Annotated in this window: 14 protein-coding genes; 5 read left to right on the plus strand and 9 right to left on the minus strand. The window is 45.0% G+C overall.

Annotation, left to right across the window (positions count from 1 at the left end):
* Positions 1-2: 2 nt before the first annotated feature.
* Positions 3-1,259 carry an aminotransferase class V-fold PLP-dependent enzyme gene (locus HBAL_RS13475; protein ID WP_015828498.1) on the minus strand — a complete coding sequence of 419 codons (1,257 nt, stop codon included), beginning with the start codon at positions 1,257-1,259 and terminating at the stop codon, positions 3-5.
* A 357-nt stretch (positions 1,260-1,616) separates the two neighbouring features.
* On the opposite strand from HBAL_RS13475, the gene HBAL_RS13480 reads away from it, so the two are divergent.
* Positions 1,617-2,954: a S10 family serine carboxypeptidase-like protein gene (locus tag HBAL_RS13480; protein ID WP_159098041.1), complete on the plus strand. Its 1,338-nt coding sequence runs from the start codon at positions 1,617-1,619 to the stop codon at positions 2,952-2,954.
* A gap of 20 nt (positions 2,955-2,974) precedes the next feature.
* Positions 2,975-5,413: a Rid family hydrolase gene (locus tag HBAL_RS13485; RefSeq protein WP_233356696.1), complete on the plus strand. Its 2,439-nt coding sequence runs from the start codon at positions 2,975-2,977 to the stop codon at positions 5,411-5,413.
* A gap of 23 nt (positions 5,414-5,436) precedes the next feature.
* On the opposite strand, the gene HBAL_RS13490 is transcribed toward HBAL_RS13485, so the two are convergent.
* The gene (locus HBAL_RS13490; RefSeq protein WP_015828501.1) at positions 5,437-5,919 is read right to left on the minus strand and encodes an Lrp/AsnC family transcriptional regulator; all 483 of its coding nucleotides are present in this window, start codon (positions 5,917-5,919) and stop codon (positions 5,437-5,439) included.
* A 160-nt stretch (positions 5,920-6,079) separates the two neighbouring features.
* Here HBAL_RS13490 and HBAL_RS13495 point away from each other — a divergent pair, with 160 nt between their 5' ends.
* Positions 6,080-7,855, plus strand: coding sequence for a peptidase M61 (locus tag HBAL_RS13495; protein ID WP_015828502.1), 1,776 nt, complete (start codon positions 6,080-6,082; stop codon positions 7,853-7,855).
* 86 nt (positions 7,856-7,941) lie between these two features.
* On the opposite strand, the gene lldD is transcribed toward HBAL_RS13495, so the two are convergent.
* From lldD to HBAL_RS13520, 5 genes are read right to left on the minus strand one after another with little or no spacing between them, the layout of a single operon-like run.
* On the minus strand, positions 7,942-9,072 hold the full coding sequence (gene lldD, locus HBAL_RS13500; RefSeq protein ID WP_015828503.1) for an FMN-dependent L-lactate dehydrogenase LldD: 1,131 nt from the start codon (positions 9,070-9,072) through the stop codon (positions 7,942-7,944).
* Positions 9,069-9,440 (minus strand): L-rhamnose mutarotase, encoded by a 372-nt coding sequence (locus tag HBAL_RS13505; RefSeq protein ID WP_015828504.1) that lies wholly within the window; start codon positions 9,438-9,440, stop codon positions 9,069-9,071. Before HBAL_RS13505 ends, lldD begins: the two co-directional genes overlap by 4 nt.
* Before the next feature lie 18 nt (positions 9,441-9,458).
* A complete protein-coding gene (locus HBAL_RS13510) occupies positions 9,459-10,193 on the minus strand; it encodes an SDR family oxidoreductase (RefSeq protein WP_083773138.1) in 735 nt (244 codons plus the stop codon).
* 13 nt (positions 10,194-10,206) lie between these two features.
* Entirely contained in the window at positions 10,207-11,238 is a 1,032-nt protein-coding gene (locus HBAL_RS13515; RefSeq protein ID WP_015828506.1) for an aldo/keto reductase, read from the minus strand.
* Positions 11,239-11,297: 59 nt separating this feature from the next.
* Positions 11,298-12,038, minus strand: coding sequence for a GntR family transcriptional regulator (locus tag HBAL_RS13520; protein WP_233356697.1), 741 nt, complete (start codon positions 12,036-12,038; stop codon positions 11,298-11,300).
* Between the two features lie 57 nt (positions 12,039-12,095).
* Between HBAL_RS13520 and HBAL_RS13525 the strand changes: the two genes are divergently transcribed.
* Together HBAL_RS13525 and HBAL_RS13530 are read left to right on the plus strand one after the other, a co-directional pair.
* Positions 12,096-13,235 carry a mandelate racemase/muconate lactonizing enzyme family protein gene (locus HBAL_RS13525; RefSeq protein ID WP_015828508.1) on the plus strand — a complete coding sequence of 380 codons (1,140 nt, stop codon included), beginning with the start codon at positions 12,096-12,098 and terminating at the stop codon, positions 13,233-13,235.
* 36 nt (positions 13,236-13,271) lie between these two features.
* Entirely contained in the window at positions 13,272-14,570 is a 1,299-nt protein-coding gene (locus HBAL_RS13530; RefSeq protein WP_015828509.1) for an MFS transporter, read from the plus strand.
* Between the two features lie 503 nt (positions 14,571-15,073).
* Here the strand turns inward: HBAL_RS13530 and HBAL_RS13535 are convergent.
* A complete protein-coding gene (locus tag HBAL_RS13535) occupies positions 15,074-17,131 on the minus strand; it encodes a right-handed parallel beta-helix repeat-containing protein (RefSeq protein WP_015828510.1) in 2,058 nt (685 codons plus the stop codon).
* Positions 17,132-17,222: 91 nt separating this feature from the next.
* Positions 17,223-18,185 carry a 2-hydroxyacid dehydrogenase gene (locus HBAL_RS13540; protein WP_015828511.1) on the minus strand — a complete coding sequence of 321 codons (963 nt, stop codon included), beginning with the start codon at positions 18,183-18,185 and terminating at the stop codon, positions 17,223-17,225.
* Positions 18,186-18,202: the final 17 nt, after the last annotated feature.

The following is an 18,202-nucleotide window of genomic DNA, read 5'->3' on the forward strand; positions in this document are numbered from 1 at the left end:
TTTTATTGAGCATTTCCAAGAACATCTAGGAAATGCTCAATGTCTGTTGAGGTGTTAAACACTGACACACTAGGACGAATACGGTGTGTCGATATAGATGTTGATATACCTGCATCCTTAAACCGAGCGCCAAGCTTCTCTCTTGCATCTTGGTAGGCAGCTGCAACAATCGGGGTGGATGTACCTTCGGGTGTAATGACATCAAATCCACGCGTTTGCATGCCCTCTACCAATTGCGCCGTAAGCAAATTTGCATGTGATTGGATCTTATCAACACCATGCGCCAGAATATACTCTAGCGATCCATTCAACTGAGCAGCAGTTACATGGTTATAAGTTCCCAGAGCAAACCAGCCAGACGTATCATCAGAAAAAGCGTAATCAACAATCGTGTCACTTGGTGGATCAAAAGGATATATGTGAGACTTGAACTCACTCATACCATAATAGCCCCAATTTGAACGCTCAAGATGTGCACGCCCAGCCTTGCTGGCATATAGAAAACCTAGACCGAAATCTCCCATAAGCCATTTATAACTGGCACATGCCGCAAAATCCACGCCGCTTTCACTAAGATCTAATGGAATACAGCCTGCCGCATGGATTATGTCTGCGTAAACCAATGCACCTCTGGAATGAGCAAGATCACACACAGCCTTCAAATCATGCTGAAAGCCATTAAAAGTTGAAACTAAAGACAAGGCCACAAGCTTCGTACCCGGTTGAATAGCTTTTTCCATATCTTCCATATGAATTTTATTGTCACGCGCCTTAACCCACGTCACCTCACAGCCCTTTTTCTCAAAATCTGCATAGACTGGTAGAGAAGCGAAAAAGTGCAGTGTATCCGTCACTATTTTTGCTCCTTTCTTTGGCAGACCTAAAGAGCGCAAAATGGCTTGTTCACCAGCTGTCGTGCTTTGAACATAGGTCAAGTCAGATGGATCAACATTCACAAGTTTGGCAAATTTCTCGATGGGCGCTTTTGTATTCAGATGATAGTCATCGCCAGGAGCAAACGTCTTTTTATGCGCCAAATACGCATCTATTTCTGCTTGGGATTGACGCAGCATTGGATGTTGTGAAGCGGCATTTAGATAGACGGTTTTACCTAAATCAAAACTATGTCGATCGGGAAAATTCGTCACCGTTTCGTTAGCAGCGTAAGCTTCACTATTGGCCCCGTAAGCACATGCAGAAACCGCACCAGCAAGACCTGCTGTACTCAGTGTTAAATAGTTTCTACGAGTCATTTTCATTGACCTACCTCCAGTGTGTTACCTCATCATAAATCTCGAAAATGGTGATGAATTGTCAACTTTAGAGAGCTGGTTCTTTTCTGGACATAAACATTTCCAAATACGTGAATACACCGCATAATCATTGCCACAACAGAGTAAGTGGCAGGATTTTGGAATAGTAGTTCTGCGTTTTAAAGACGAGAATATTCAAATGGATATGATCTTTCGAAAAATAGTATTGAGCTGCCTGTTCAGCGTTTTGCCACTATCTGGAACGACAGCTCAGTGTGAGACACCTGAAGAAGTCACCCCCCCCCGATCTTCTTCAACGTCGTGAAGAAAGACATATCCTACCCTTTGAACACAGAATTTCATGTGTCAATCCAGTGGGATTCACTTGAAATAGGGCTCGTTGCAGAAAGAGACCCCCCACCCTTTCTCTCTGCAACGAGTTACCTTTTAAATTCAAAAAGCAATGACAACAAACGCCCCATTATATTTTTCTTCAATGGCGGTCCGGGCGCATCTTCCTCCCCTCTCCATTTTTCAATGGGACCATTTACCCGCAATAAAACAGATAAAACAAAGCCTGCTTTCCCGCTTAATCCTGACTCATTGATAGACACTGCAGATCTTGTTTTTATTGACCCGATCGACACGGGATTTAGTCGCTCAAATAGTGACGAAGCTGCAGATAAATATCTAGACATCAACAATGATGCCGAAGCAGTCGCTTTATTCATTCGCACTTGGATAAAAGAATACAAAAGAGAAGACGCACCCATCTTCATTACAGGACAAAGCTATGGCGGCTTTCGTCTCGGTAAATTACTACCCTATCTGGAAGAAGTGACCCCAGCCGGTTTGATTATGGTTTCCCCAATGCTCGATGGCAGCCTCTCAAACTATGATCAGGCTTTTGTTTCAACCCTCCCCGCTATGACAGCCACAGCATGGCGCTATGGCAAGTCCGCATTAGATCTCCCGCTTGAAAGAGACGTCTTCGATCGCGCGCAAGAATTTGCTGAAACCGAATATCTTCTAGCCCTCCAAAAAGGCGACAAGCTTCCTCAAGATGAAGCCGAGCACATCGCACAAACCCTCAGCAAGCTTACAGGTTTGGATAAGGCCGCGATCTTGTCTCAAAATCTGCGGATAGATACCCAATATTTCCTAGAAAACCTGCTCGCAAAAGACAATAAACTGATAAGCCGGTTAAACACAGCAAAAGCCGTCGTCAAAAAACCTCCGCAACGCGAAGACCGACCAGACGCTGCAAACGATCCTTCATTGGCCCTTGGCCGCTCAAATGTAATCGCAGCGCCTGATATCGCAGATTACCTAAAAGAAAAAACTGGGATTGAATTTGAAGACGATTATAGATCTTTGAATTTAGATGCTAATTTTGGTTGGAATTGGTCCTCCGGTCGCGCCTATTCTCCCACGCTTTCAGCGATCAAACCTTTGCGTGACTATCTAACAAAGCACAACAAAACTCAGCTCTTAGTGTTTACAGGAATGCGTGATTTAGCTGTGCCAGCAGGTACAGTAGAATATATTCTCGATCATTCTGGGTTACCTGCAAATCAAGTCGATTTTCAAATCCTTGAAGGTGGTCATTCCCCGTATGAAGAAACAACGCAATTTCCTATATTTACGAACCTAATTCGCGAGCTCGTTCGCGAAACCACATCTGATAAAACTTCCCAATAGAAAGACGGCTAATGCTCAAAATGTCCCGTTTGTTTGTGACCATCGGCGTCATTGCTATGGCCCCTTCCCTGTCATATGCGGACGATAAACAAAGTCTCAGCATCATGTCTAATGGTGAGAATGTCGGATATGTCAAAGCCAACACCAAGGGCGATACCACCACAATTCAATTCCATGTCGATGATAATGGTCGTGGCCCTAAGTCGAAATCAAAATTGACACTAAATCAAAATTTAGTGCCCGTTCACTGGACACTAGAAGGCACGAGCCTCATGGGCGGCACTGTTGATGAATGGTTCCATATTACAGACGATACAGCGCAATGGAAAAGTCAGGCTGACGACGGCGAAACGACGCTTAGCGAGCCCGCTCTATATCTAATGAATGATGGCACACCATGGGATGATTATGTCTACGCAAAAGCTCTTTTAAAAGACGAAGATCATAAAATGCCACTGCTTCCAGCAGGAGAGCTTACACTCAACCACCTCGCCAAACGCACTCTATCTCACGATGATTTAGAAGTGGTATTCGATCTATACCGCCTTTCAGGTGCCAATTCGACAGGCTCACTCATTGCGATAGATGAAAGCGGCGATTTTTTTGCAAAACTCTCAGAATCCGGGTCCATTATCAAAGAGGGTTATGAAGCTTTTTCACAAGATTTAATGGATATCGCACGTGAGCAATCAATCGCACATGCATCCCAACTCGCAAAATCCCTTACCAACACATATGAAACAGGCTTTGCAGTTGCAAACATACATATTTATTCACCAGAGTCGGGTGATTTAAGCAAAGCATCGACTGTGTTTGTAAAAGACAACCGCATTGCAGACATTAAAGCCTTTTCACCCAATGATATCTACACAAAAGCCTACCCTGTATTTGATGGCGCAGGCGGCACACTTATGTCCGGATTGACTGATATGCACTCGCATACAAGCCTTCAAAATGGCCTTTATTATCTGGCTGCTGGTGTCACTTCCACGCGCGATATGGGAAACCAAAACGAATACCTTCAAGACATTATAGAAAAAAAGAAAAGTCATGACGTTGCAGGCCCTCGCCTTATTGCCCGTGGTGGATTTCTCGAAGGACGAAGCACATATTCTGCTCGTTACGGGATAATAGCCGATACTGAAAAAGAAGCAGTTGATGCTGTTAAATGGTATGCTGACAATGGCTATGATTTCATCAAAACCTATAACTCGTTCAATCCTGATTGGTATGAAGCTGTCGTTGCTGAAGCACACAAACATAATTTACCAATTGTTGGTCATGTTCCAGCTTTCACACATCCAGACCGCCAAATCGAAGCTGGATATGATGAAATCACCCATATGAACCAATTAATGCTCGGCTGGTTGCTTGATGATGGCGAAGACACACGCACCCCTCTTAGACTAACTGCTATGGCGCGCGCCTCCAATCTAGACTTAGAGCAACCAGAAGTCCGCAGCACACTAGAAAAGCTAAAAGACAATGATGTTGGAATTGATACGACAGGCGTAATTCTTGAGCTTCTAATGCTTAGTCGTGCCGGAAAAGTCCCAGCCATTGCCACCGACTATTTCTCGCATATGCCTATTTCCTACCAGCGCAATCGCAAACGCTCGTTTGTGAAGCTAGAAGATGAAGGTGCAGATCAAGCCTACAAAGACGGCTTCCAACGCATTCTTGATACGATCAAACGGCTATATGATAATGACATTCGCTTGCTACCCGGCACAGACAATGGGACAGGCTTCACCATGCATCGTGAATTAGAATTATACACTTTAGCTGGCATTCCAGCCAAAGACGTTTTACGTATCGCGACATTAGACATTGCAAAACATGTCGGTAAGGAAAAAGACCTCGGTTCAATAGAGATTGGCAAACTAGCCGACTTCGTATTACTGCCCGGCAATCCTATAAAAGATATCAAAGCGATTAAAACACCTAGAATGGTTGTTGTTGATGGAAATGTTTATTTCCCAGACGAGATTTACAAAGCGCTCAACATCATTCCTTTTTCGACGCCGCCAGCCCGCTTGGATAAAGCTGATCAATCACAAGCATTGAAAACAGAAATCCAATACACGCCCCTACCGGGCGCGACACAGGCATTGATAGAGTCAGGAAAAATTCCTTTTTCTGGTGCAGTAACAGTTGGAGACGTTGTCTATTTTTCAGGTCAAATCGGCGGTCCCAATGGCGGCGCTGAAGACTTTAAAGACGACGCTCGTCAGGTTATGGATTCCATTTCCGAAATCGCTAAACACGCAGGCGTTACAATGCAGGACGTGTTCAAATGCACTGTCATGCTAGATGACATCAGCAATTGGCCAGACTTCAACGAAGTTTATGTGACGTATTTTACACCGGGAAAAATGCCAGCACGCAGCGCCTTTGCAGCTGATGGATTGGCGCTAAATGCAACCGTCGAAGTCGAGTGTATGGCTAAAGCAAACTAGGAGAGTGGAAACTCCCCTATCGCCTACAAAGCCATAGAGCCACGCACTGGAATAGCCGTGGTAGACTTGATTTCTCCTAATGTCGCCGTTGAATTTATGTTTTCAACACCTGGAAGTTTTAAAAGGAACTCCATTAAAAAATGCTGATACCACGACATGGATTTGGCTTGGATCTTCATCATAAGATCCATTTCTCCAAAAATCGAGTAGCACTCCATTATTTCAGGCGTGGTTGCAATTTTGCGCGTGAATGCTTCGCGTTCGGTATCAGACAAGCGTCGCATTTTTACAAGCGCAAAAATACGCAGATCATATCCAAATTTTTCGCGATCAAGTATCGCCACTTGGCGCTTGATATATCCCTCATCCTTCAAACGTTGAAGACGCCTCCAACACGGGGATTGAGACAGCCCAACTGCATCCGCCAGCTCCACAGTGGAGAGACTGCAATCTTTTTGCAATTGCTCCAATATTTTAACATCAAATACATTCAACTCTTCACTCATACGACATACCCTATATTAAAAAACCAGAATATACGCATACTTTATCCATCAAAATCCTATAAGTTTCAAATTATCTGAATTGAGTCAAAACCGACCTAAGATTGAGCAAGTTTACACGCTATATGACTTTTATAGTCACACCTAGAATGAGAATGTCCCAATGAAACCTATGCCGATCACAGCTTTGTTCGCCTTCTTATTACTCGTGACAGGGTGTAATCCAACTGCTCCTAAAGACACGGACTCGGGCAATATTGCCTCGCCTCACATAAATTTGACGCTCGCACCTCAAGCACGTGTCGATGCCCCAGACACAATAGGTTCTGTCCAAATCCAACTTCAGATTTCTGGAAAAACATTCCAGAAAGATGCACCTGTTTTACAAATCCCTTTAGTGTCTAGCAATGTGGATACAGTCGCAACAATCGTGACTGATTTAAAAGCAAATGATGCGAATGGCCCGCTGACTTTGTCAGCTATGGATAAGACTTTAGACGAGCAAAATGCCGGTGATGCTGTCATAGGCGGTAATTCAAGGCTCTGGTATGCTGATAGGCAACCTGATGGTCCAATTCATGTAACTTACACTGTTCCTGCAAATGCAAGCCTGCCGCCGCGTGGACCAGCACCGCCTTTCTCATTTCTAAGTAAAGATGGTGGGACATCAGCGGCAGGACATGTCTTCCTCATTTTACCACCCGGTGATGATTCCTATCAAACCGAAATAGATTGGGATTTAACCGCCGCTCCGCCCGAAAGTCGCGGCATTAGTTCAATCGGAGAAGGACATGTCAGCGCTGAAATGACTGCTGTGACAATGCGTATGTCTTTCTACATGATGGGGAATGTTCAGACCTATCCTGAAATCGTGCCTGAGAATGGTTTCTTCTCTGCATGGTATGGCACACCACCATTCGATGCAGAAAATCTCATGCATTGGACTGCTGATCTATACACACACTACAGCGCATTTTTCGGTATGAAAGAAGTCCCTCCTTACGGAGTATTCTTAAGGTACAATCCCGTAAACGCAGGCGGTGGTGTTGGTCTGCACCATTCCTTCGTCACAACTTTTGGCGAGCAAGGTGACACCACTATATCAGGACTAAAAAGCACATTGGCCCATGAAATGTTCCATACATTTCAACCTTTCATCGAAGAACCAGGCGGACTTGAATCCTCATGGTTTGGCGAAGGACTCGCCGTTTTCTACCAAGCGCGCCTCCCTACCCGCTTTGCAATGATGTCTTCTGAAGACTTCTTGGCAGACCTAAACTTCGCCGCCTCCAGATATTACACAAGCCTGATGGCGGAAGCTCCAAATAGTGAAATTCCGAAAAAATTCTGGCTCGATACGCGCATTCGGACACTCCCGTATGATAGAGGCATGTTATATTTCGCCACGGTCGACCATGAACTGCGCACCCAAACAGAAGGCGAAGTCACATTAGATACCCTGATGCTTAAATTACTTGAGCAGTCAAATAATGGGCATGCGCTAACTAATTCAGATTGGGAAAAAGAATTAAATACCCATTTAGGACCATCAGCAGTCGCAGAATTTCAAGACTTTCTAAACGGAACTCTTATCGTTCCCGACGCTTCCGCCTTTGGTCCCTGCTTCACCCGAACACAAGTTCCACTTCGCAGATATGAATTAGGGTTTGATCCAGCCGTATTGAGTGAACCCACACGCATTATCAGAAACCTCGTGATAGGATCTGCTGCTGACCAAGCTGGGCTCCAAAATGGTGATGAAATTGTACACCCTATTCCACAAGACCATATTCAAGGCGAACAAACACAGGAATTAACAGTTACAATCAGGCGCAATGGCGATGAATTCACACTGAGCTACTTACCACGTGGCGAGACAGTGGATGCTTATCAATGGATCAAAAACCCAAACCATTCAGATGAAAATTGCGAGCTGTGATCTCGGCGAACAAAGTTTCTAAATTTAGTGCGATCACAATATCGCACTAAATTCAGAAACACTGATAATTTGGATTAAAACGACGTTTAATCGACCAATATAGATCGATCAATTTTAGAAATACTATTTACGCCGGCCAACGTCATTGTCACTTTCATGTCCTGCTTCAGGAAATCAAACATTTGCGTGACACCAGCACTGCCCCCTGCAGCCAAAGCGTACAACCATAAACGCCCGAGCAAAACACCATCAGCTCCTAAAGCCAGCATACGCACGACATCTAGTCCAGAACGAACCCCGCCATCAGCCAGCACAGTAATTTGATCTCCGACAGCTTCAGCAATTGCTGGAAGCGCGTGTGCCGTTGAAAGCGCTCCATTGAGTTGGCGGCCCCCATGATTAGACACAACAATGCCGTCCGCACCGAGCGCAACAGCTTCACGTGCATCTTCAGGATCAAGAATACCTTTGATGATGAGTGGGCCATCCCAAGCACTACGAATCCATTCCAGATCTTTCCACTGAATGGAGGGATCAAAATTTTTGCCCAACCAGCCCATATAATCATTGATGCCAGCGCCCTGGCCTAGCGCTGCAACCAAATTACCCAGAGTATGCGGTCGACCAAGCAATCCCACATCTACTGACCATGCAGGCTTGCCAACAGCCTGCATAATTCGCCGGATACCTGCATTCGGGCCAGACATACCAGAATGCACATCCCGAGCACGCGAACCAGGCACAGGCATATCAACTGTAAAAACAAGCGCTTTCGCACCCGCCACTTTTGCTCTCTCAATTATATCGAGCATGACTGAACGGTCACGGATTACATATAGCTGAAACCAAAAACGTTCTGTGGCAGCAACAACCTCCTCTATCGAACATATGGAAACTGTCGATAAACATGCCGGCACTCCTGCTTTGGAAGCCGATGAAGCTGCCTGCACTTCACCACGCCGCGCAAACATACCGCTAATCCCTACCGGTCCCAACGCGACAGGCAGATCTTGCTTCTGTCCTAAAATCTCAGTTGAAAGATCAATAGACGCAACATCTTTTAGAACACGCTGACGCAGAGCCACTTTCCGCAAATCAGCTGAATTGCTGAGCATTGTATCTTCGGTTCCCGAACCACCATCGGCATAATCGAACAGAAAACGTGGGACTCGTCGACGCGCAGCTTCTCTAAAATCAGCTGTTGATGCAATTCTCATGATTTATCTTTATAATAAGCGATATGATCGGTTAGGCGATATATGTTTTCCATTGGAAACCAAGTTCCATCCGGTCCAGCGGCCGGAATAGGTTGCTGAAATTTTTTCATCAACTCTCCCCATTTTTGCACATGGGGATTTTTGGAATCAGCTTCAGCTTTCACATTCTCTGAAAAATTGTCTGCAACATCCATTATCATAAACATACGATTTCCGGCACGAAAAATCTCCATATTCTCGACACCGAAATCTGCAATAGATTTTACAATCTCAACAGGAACATTACCTACTCTATGCCATTTTTCGTATGCAGAAATCAGCTCTTGGTCATCGACAAGATCAAGCGCTAAACAAACTCTTTGTGACATAGCGACAACTCCCAACGTTTATGAATTAGACCAACCACCATCAATAATGTGCGTCCCGCCAGTCGTGTATGATGACTCATCACTTCCCAGATACAAAGCTAGATTAGCAATATCATCAGGATGACCCAGTCGACCAATTGGCTGACGCGCTATAAATTCCGTTCTTGCCTTTTCCGCATCACCTGTCGCAGCAAGACGTTCATCCAAGGATGGAGATTGCACCGTCCCCGGACAAATTGCGTTACAACGCACACCATTGCCAATGTAATCTTCTGCCACTGATTTAGTCAGCCCGATCACTGCTGCTTTGCTCGCGCCATATACAAAGCGATTTTTCACACCGATAACGGAACTCGCCACTGAAGACATGTTGATAATTGAACCACCACCATTTTCGACCATACTTGGTAGAAATGCGCGGATCATACGGTAAGCAGACTTCACATTCAGATCGAAGGAAAAATCGTAATCTTTTTCGTCTGTCGTTAAAATCGTACCTGCATGAACAAATCCCGCACAGTTAAACAAAATATCTGTGTGTTTGATCTCTTTGGCCAATGCTAAAATCGCATCTCCATCCAGCAAATTCATAACATGCGTTTCACACCCTTCCAGAGTTGCCAGAGTGTCGGGGTTCAAATCTACTGCTATTGTCCGCGCGCCTTCCGCAGCAAACAATTCTGCCGTGGCACGCCCAATCCCCTGACCTGCAGCTGTAACGATAGCGGTTTTGCCTTCTAAACGACGCATAATTTAAATCCTGTGATTATGTTGGAATAGGTGCATCTGGCCGAATAAGCTCGGAGGCTCTTAATTCTTCCCAAAATGCTTTATCTATGGAATGGCTCATCAATGATTGAGTTGATTGAACGCGTTTAGCACTGCCCATGCCCGGTATGACTGTCGAAACTTGTTGATGGGCCAGCGGAAACTGAAGAGCTGCAGCAGCTAGTGGGACACCATATCTCTCACAAATATCTTCTATGGCAGCGACACGTTTGATGATATTTTCTGGTGCGTCCTGGTATTCGTAAATATGAGGTCCATTGCCGCGAACACCTTTGGCTAGAATCCCACTATTATAAGGACCACCGATCACAAGCTGCGTGTTTTTCTGGGCGCACAATGGCAAAAAGCTGTCCAGTGCGCTCTGCTCTAGCAATGTATATCTGCCGGCAAGTAATATTATATCGAACGGCGCGTCACTCAGTGCTTCTTCACACACTTCCCATTCATTCACGCCCAGCCCAATCGCACCCACAACACCAGCGTCGCGCAGTTCCCGCAGAGCGCGATAACCGCCTTCCATGAAATTACGGTAGGTTTGCGCATGATCTTCGCCATGCGTAAAACGTCCTATGTCATGCACATAGAGAATATCTATCCGGTCACGACGTAATCTTGTTTTACTCGCTTCGAAAGAATGCATGATTGAATCATAGCTATAATCAAACACGCTGTAATATGGTTCTGGAGAATAAAACGCCTGACGCATCTCAGTGAGGTCTGTTCCGTCAGGCACAGGATCCAACCTGCGACCAACTTTGGTAGATATGATAATATTTTCGTCGGCATCATATCTTTCAAGCGCTTCACCTAGTCTTTTCTCAGCAAGACCAAATCCATAATGCGGCGCGACATCCATATATTTGATGCCCGCATCTATGGCTGCTTTAACGGTCGCCCCTGCTTCTTCATCGGACACTTGATGAAATAAATTCCCTAAAGAAGCACACCCTAATCCAAGCTGCCCCAAAACGTCCCGATTAAATATAATGTCTTTATTTGTTTTGCTCATAGAGCATCAATTACAATGATATCTCTATTAATGCAACTGATATTTCAACAAGCTTTGCTTTAAATAAACCCGAGTATTCTCTGCATTGCAGCATGGAAATGATCCGCTACAGCTGCCTCGGCCCGATCAGCATCTCGTGCGACACATGCCTCCAGTATTGCAATGTGCTCTTTTAAAGAACGAAGCGCCAATGGCTTAGTAATAAGGCGCTCTAATCGAATAAGGACGACATAATTCTTAAGCCGACGTCCAGTATTCTCGATCAGCGGATTATTCATGCTTGCTATGATATTGCCATGCAGACTTTGCTCAAGCCCCTCGATACGCTCTAAAATATCTTGATCAATATCATTCTTTTCAATCAGACCTACAACGTCGCGGTGCTCTTCCAACAGGTTTACAGCGGTTTCAGCATCGCCCATTTCAGCGAAATGGCGCACAGCAGCCTTCTCTATAAGTGTCCTAAATTGATATGTACTGCGTATTAGCTCCAAATCCGGTTTCAAGAATTGGATACCTGAGCGCGGATGAATTTCCAGCACACCTTCGGCCTCAAGCACACGCAACGCATCTCTTAGCGGTTGAATAGGCACACCCAGTAACTCAACAAGCTTGCTTTGAGATACAAAAGCCCCCACCGGAACTATCCTATCAAAGAGTCCTTGTAATACGGCTTGATACGCTACATCGCTCAGGCTCTCTTTTTCTTTGCCTTTAATTACACCAGCATTTTTATCCAAACGGTTATTTTTACGACCACCCATATTCATCACCCCTTGCATTCGGCCTGTATCTGTCATATCTATTTACCCGTCTGATATTTCAATTCAACATCTTGGGACATTATAGTCAAAATCATGCCACTAGTCGACTACCGCATAACCCGTTTCCAATTCGCTCGTGATCGAATTGTTGGTGACAGTCAAGTTCGCGCATCTCATGTTCATGTCGCCACTCTCGAATTGATCGATTCAGAAGGACATGTTGGTCTTGGGTTTGCTCAGTCATTATTTCATCCTTTACCAAGTGAAGAAGAACTGATTCGCACATTTGATGAAGAAGTTTGGCCAAATCTAAAGGGGCAACCGGCAATTGCACTGGCTCATCAGGTAAAACGCCCGCGTGGTGGACACTTAAACCGCTCAACGCACCCTTTTGGTGAAGCTATCCAGCATGCGCTTTGGGATGTCGCTGCCAAAGCGGCCAATCTTCCGCTCTGGAAAATGCTTGGAGCAAAACGTAGCAAAGTACGCGCTTATGCCAGCGGTCTCGACTACCATTTATCAGATGATGTGTTTTGTTCTCTTTTCACCCAAGCTGCAGATCAAGGCTATACGGGCTTTAAAATTAAAGTGGGTGCACCAGAAATAGAGCGCGACATTCATCGCCTCGACCTTCTTAAACAAGCTATCGGCCCAAATGCCAAAATAATGATTGATGCAAATGAGGCATGGTCACCTAAAGAAGCCATTCAAAACCTTGATACAATTCGCCGAGCTGGTCATGAAATTTACTGGCTAGAAGATCCTATTCTGCGTTTTGATATAGAGGGTCTAAAACTCTTGCGCGAAACTGCAGGAAATACACTTATAAATTCCGGTGAATATCTAGACGTTTCAGGCAAGCGCGCTCTTATTCAAGCTCACGCAACAGATATGCTGAATGTCCACGGACACTTTACTGATGTTATGCGCATAGGCTGGCTAGCTGCCGATATGGGTGTCCCCATCACAGTGGGCAACACATTCCTTGAACTTGGTGTCAATGTGGCTTTGGCCCTGCCAGAAGTAGAATGGCTTGAATACAGCTTCCAGAATTTTGAACATCTCGTAGAGACACCGTACAAAATTGAAGATGGTTTCATATACGGATCTGAAACTCCGGGCCACGGTCTCGTCCTATGTGAAGACGCGCGCCAGGCATATCGTCAGCCAATTATAATCGATAATACTCAATTAGGCCCAGCCCCTGCCCAGCAACGCTTGGCACTTAAATAAAATAAAAAATGCGGGCAAATATTGGGAGGAAACAAAATGTCAAAAACAGATGCAACCGGCGAACCCGGTGCCACAATTACAGCTGCTGATTTTCAAGACAGCATGTATGTAAATGGATCAAGAAAATGGGTACTTCTAATAAGCTTAACCAGTGTTTTCTTTCTATTATTTGCGCTTTACGCTGGCGTCTTAGCGGTCCTGCTGCCCAATCAGATTCAATCCATTAATCCTGATAACAAATCAGCAGGGCTAGCATTCGTCTTCGCTGTAACATCTGTCTTTTCCACATTGGTCACCCCGATGGCTGGTGCATTTTCTGACAGAACGCGCACACCATGGGGGCGCCGGGCACCATGGATAGTCATAGGCTCACTCGTTGGAGCTGTCTGTTTGATTTTAACCTCACAGATGTCGACTATTCCGATGATCACCCTATTTTGGGTAGGTGCCACAATCGCTTTCAACAGCATGCAATCAGCCGCAAATACATTGATCGCGGACAGATTTGCACCAGCAGAACGCGGAACAGCTTCTGGCTTTATCGGCGCAGGCATGACATCGGGCCTTACAGTTGGCACAATTGTCGCCGGCCTTCTAGCAAGCCAGCTCGTGCTTGCTTATTCTGGATTTGCCATAAGTGTCGCAATTGCATGTTTGGCATTTGTATTCATTAACCCTGAACCCAAAACAACTTTACCAAAGCCCGATGCTTTCAACTTAACAGATTTCTTGAAAAGCTTCTGGATCAGCCCACGCAAACATCCAGACTTTGCTTGGGCATTTGCTGGCCGTTTCACCATCTATATGGGATATCAAGCAGTCATCACCTATATGCTTTATATATTGCAAGATTATATCGGACTATCAAAAACCGATGCAAACACCACCATTGCAACACTTTCAACGATCACATTTTTTGCGCTTGTATTCTCTGCCTTCAGCTCAGGCTTCCTCTCCGACTGGCTAGGGAAACGTAAGCCTCTGGTTTTTGCAGCAAGTATCATTATGGGGTTAGCACTGACCGCCCCTCTCATTCTGCCAACTGTTCAAGGCATGCTTATCTATGCTGCTGTTATCGGCTTGGGTTATGGCGCGTTTATGTCGGTCGATATGGCTTTGATGACGCAAGTCCTTCCAAAGGCCGATGGAGAAGCAACAGGTAAAGATCTTGGAATTCTCACCACAGCGGTCAACATCCCTCAAATCCTAAGTCCAATCTGGGCGGCGTGGCTGCTGAATATGACAGGCGATAATTACAAAGTATTATTTATCTCTGCCATCGCATTCGTATTTGCCGGATCATTCTTTGTTTTACCAATCCGAAGCGTCAAATAGACCTCACACTTAACAGGTCGGATAAACGAAATAAAACTCTAAAGAGCACTAAGCCCATTATGCTTTGTGCTCTTTTTGCTGTTTGTATGTATGCAATTATACAGCAATCCTCGTCTTGGGTTTTAGCCAGCTATTATCGAATATCTCTTGCGACCTTCCAATAGGCAACAAACGCATAATGCAGCCCTCAATAATGGTTGCAATCAGAGCTGCAATTACACTCAGCATACCCAATCAGGTTCAACGCAGCATATTAACAGAAATTACGCAGTCGGCCGCAACTATATCAACAATGATTGCGCACTATCTCGACACAAAAAGCACAGAAACACGATAAGATCTCACCAGTAATTTTCATGTACACAAGAAACTAAGGCACCAAAAAAACGCGCATATCCCAATGAAATATGCGCGCCTCTTGGTCGGTTTTATTTGTTTTGTCCGTGGATAATATAAGGCTTCACTTTAATATAGGGACACAACTTTTATGAGCCTATTAAAAGTTAGCGCACCTCTCCATATTCGACAGGACCAGCAGAAGCTTCTATTCCAGCAGCCTCCATAACCCTAACGGCATCTTTAGGCCATCTATCACCGCGCACAGAGTGGTTATCAATCATTTGATTATCACCAGCACCAACAACCCAACCACCATTGTCTTCGCCTTTATTAAACCAATTATTGATTGCAACATTATCATAAGTCACACGCAGTGGCGCAGCTGAACGCACAGCATTCACATTCAGCCAGACAGATGCATCCTCTACGACATTGTTTCGAACCGTAATCCCTTTGCTACCTTCATCTAGATAAATAGCAATTCGGTCGCCAATGTTTGAAATATAGTTCTCAAAAATCCGCGTTCCTTCACTGCCAGATAGGTTATAAATTGCACCACCATCGTGAAAAAACTTCTTCACACCATGGATGCGATTGTAAGCAACGGTGACATTTCTGTGCAGTGTCGGCGTGTCATATATCAAATTTTCCAAATGATCATAATGACTTCGCGCTTTCATGCGGTAAATTGGATTACCGCCGACATCATTAATACCCCAGCCCCAACCAATATCAATTGCATCATACATTGCATCAGAAATATCGTTGTGAATGATAATTGCACTATCAAAATAAGTTGAAAGAATTGCAGAATTATCTTGATAATCTTGGCTAACTTTTTGAATACGATTGTTCTGAATCAAAACATCTCGATTAGCCATATACGGGTCACTTGGATGATGTGCATCACGCTGAATTCCCCCCGCAAAAATGGCTCCGCCAGATAAATCATAAAAGACATTTCTAGTCACAGACACGCCGCGCGTGCTCAATCCAACACCGCTTGCATGCGCATTGGCATCATTGCCTACACCAAGAGCAACTTGTCCCAAATGTGCAAATATATTGCGATCAAAACTCACTCTCTCTGCCGCAGAAACCTGAACAGCACTTGGTATTTGAGACCATTCATTTCGTCTTGTCTCAAAAGCAGGACACCCCCAACTACATTCTTTTAGCGGCTCATCAGGGTATCCATCTGTTTCACCAGTAATAAATGCTCCACTTTGCTGGTTCGCATACCCATCTGGGCTACTTGGCTGCAACCAGCTTGTGTATGAAAAGCGAAGCCCCTCAAAAGAAAGATCTCGGATCAATGTTGTTTCGCTTCCACTGATAGAAACCAAATAAGAAAGCTCAGGGAGATCAACTTGAACATTGTCCATAGATCCACCATTCGGCGGTATAACGTAAAGCTTGCCAGCTTCAGGGTCTATGAACCACTCCCCCGGATCATCAACAAAAGCGAGCGCATTGGTCAGGAAAATACTGGCATTGATGTTGTTTTCATCAAAATAAGGCGGATATGGAATCGTGTCATACCCCCAAATATTATTCTTCCACGCCGGTTGCTGCATGACCAATCGGTTGCCCTCAACATCAGCCACTGGTGAGACTCGGTTTGTGAAAAGTTGAATACCGTTTATTTCCAGATATTTAGCGTCTTCAACGCGCTTTAAAATATCCGTGGCTTCACCAGATAATATAAGCCCGCTTTCATCAAAAGAAACATTTTCGCGCTCTATTTGAACACTTCCTCTCTGTCCCATTTGATTGTTGATCCACAACTGACGCGAATTCAGCCCTTTGGGAGTATCGGCCACATAAATGTTGAGGGCTTCATCATATAAGGACCATTCAGATACGCTCATCGCGCCGGAGATGACAGGATTTATCCCCTCTTGGCCGCGCCAGGTTACAGTATACCCGTCCTGTCCACCGTCCTGCGGCCGAAACTGAAGCGGCTCATCTAGCTGATATACGCCATCTGCAAGCTCAACCACGACATTATGAGTGCGATTATGACGACGCACCTCTTGTTGGGCACGCACAAGAGACGCAAAAGGCGCGTCCAATGCACCAGAATTGGCATCATTTCCATCTGGTGAGACACGAATGACAACAGGTGGTTTTGCTTCTTGCAGATCCCACGGCTGTTGCGCAAATGCAGCTCCTCCAGAGATAAAACACGACATAAGTGTGTAAATGAAAATTCGTTTCATATCTCTTCCTCCCTAAATTATAATTTCCTCCTACACTAAATTGATATATCTATTTTAACAACAGATATATCAATAACATTTATCGATAATCCTATACCACCTTGTCTTTAGGTACTTTCCCAGCAAAGAAAGCTTCCAAATTTGCCGCAGAACACATCCCCATCGCCGTCCGCGTTTCAATGGTTGCACTCCCTAAATGTGGTAACAAAACAGCATTTTCACATGCTAAAAGCTCTGAATGCACAGCAGGTTCTTGCTCATACACATCCAAACCAGCCGCCGCTATTTTCCCTGAACTTAAGGCTTTAGCCAGAGCCTTCTCATCAATGGAACTGCCTCTAGCCGTATTCACAATGATCGATGTCGATTTCATAACACTCAAAATTTCAGCATTGATTATATGCCGTGTATCTGCACCACCAGGGATATGGAGAGATAGAACATCCACATCTGCCGCAAGCGCCTTTAATGTAGGAAAGTATTGCGCGTCACCGGCATCCTCGGCTTCACGTCGGCTATAGTACGCTATTTTCATACCCACACCATCACGTGCACGTTGAGCAGTCGCTCGCCCAATACGGCCAAACCCGACGATACCAAGTTTTTTTCCTGCTAAACTTTGCCCTACCATGTGTGATGGACGCCAACCTGTCCATTTTCCAGCGCGTAGCTCCCGTTCCCCTTCTCCAGCACGCCGCGAGGCCATCAGCATCAAAAGCAAAGCAAGGTCAGCTGTTGCCTCAGAAAGCACGTCAGGAGTATTCGTTACAGCAATACCGGCACGCTTAGCAGCTTCCAGATCAATATGATCCACGCCCGCCCCAAAATTCGCTAAAATTGAAACCCGACAACCAGGAACTTCTATAACGTCCGCCCCTAATTTATCCGTAATTGTCGGACAAATAGCATCATATTCAGTCATAGCCTGCCGCAACTCATCAGCAGTCAACGGACGATCCATTTCATTAAGGTCAACGTCATATTGAATTTGAAATAGCGCTTCAACAGTCTCTGGTAAGCGGCGCGTCACTAAAAGACGTGGCTTATTCTGCATATTTTTTCTCCTCTGAC

Origin of the sequence: Hirschia baltica ATCC 49814 (assembly GCF_000023785.1) — a bacterium.
GTDB classification, from domain to species: Bacteria; Pseudomonadota; Alphaproteobacteria; order Caulobacterales; family Hyphomonadaceae; genus Hirschia; species Hirschia baltica.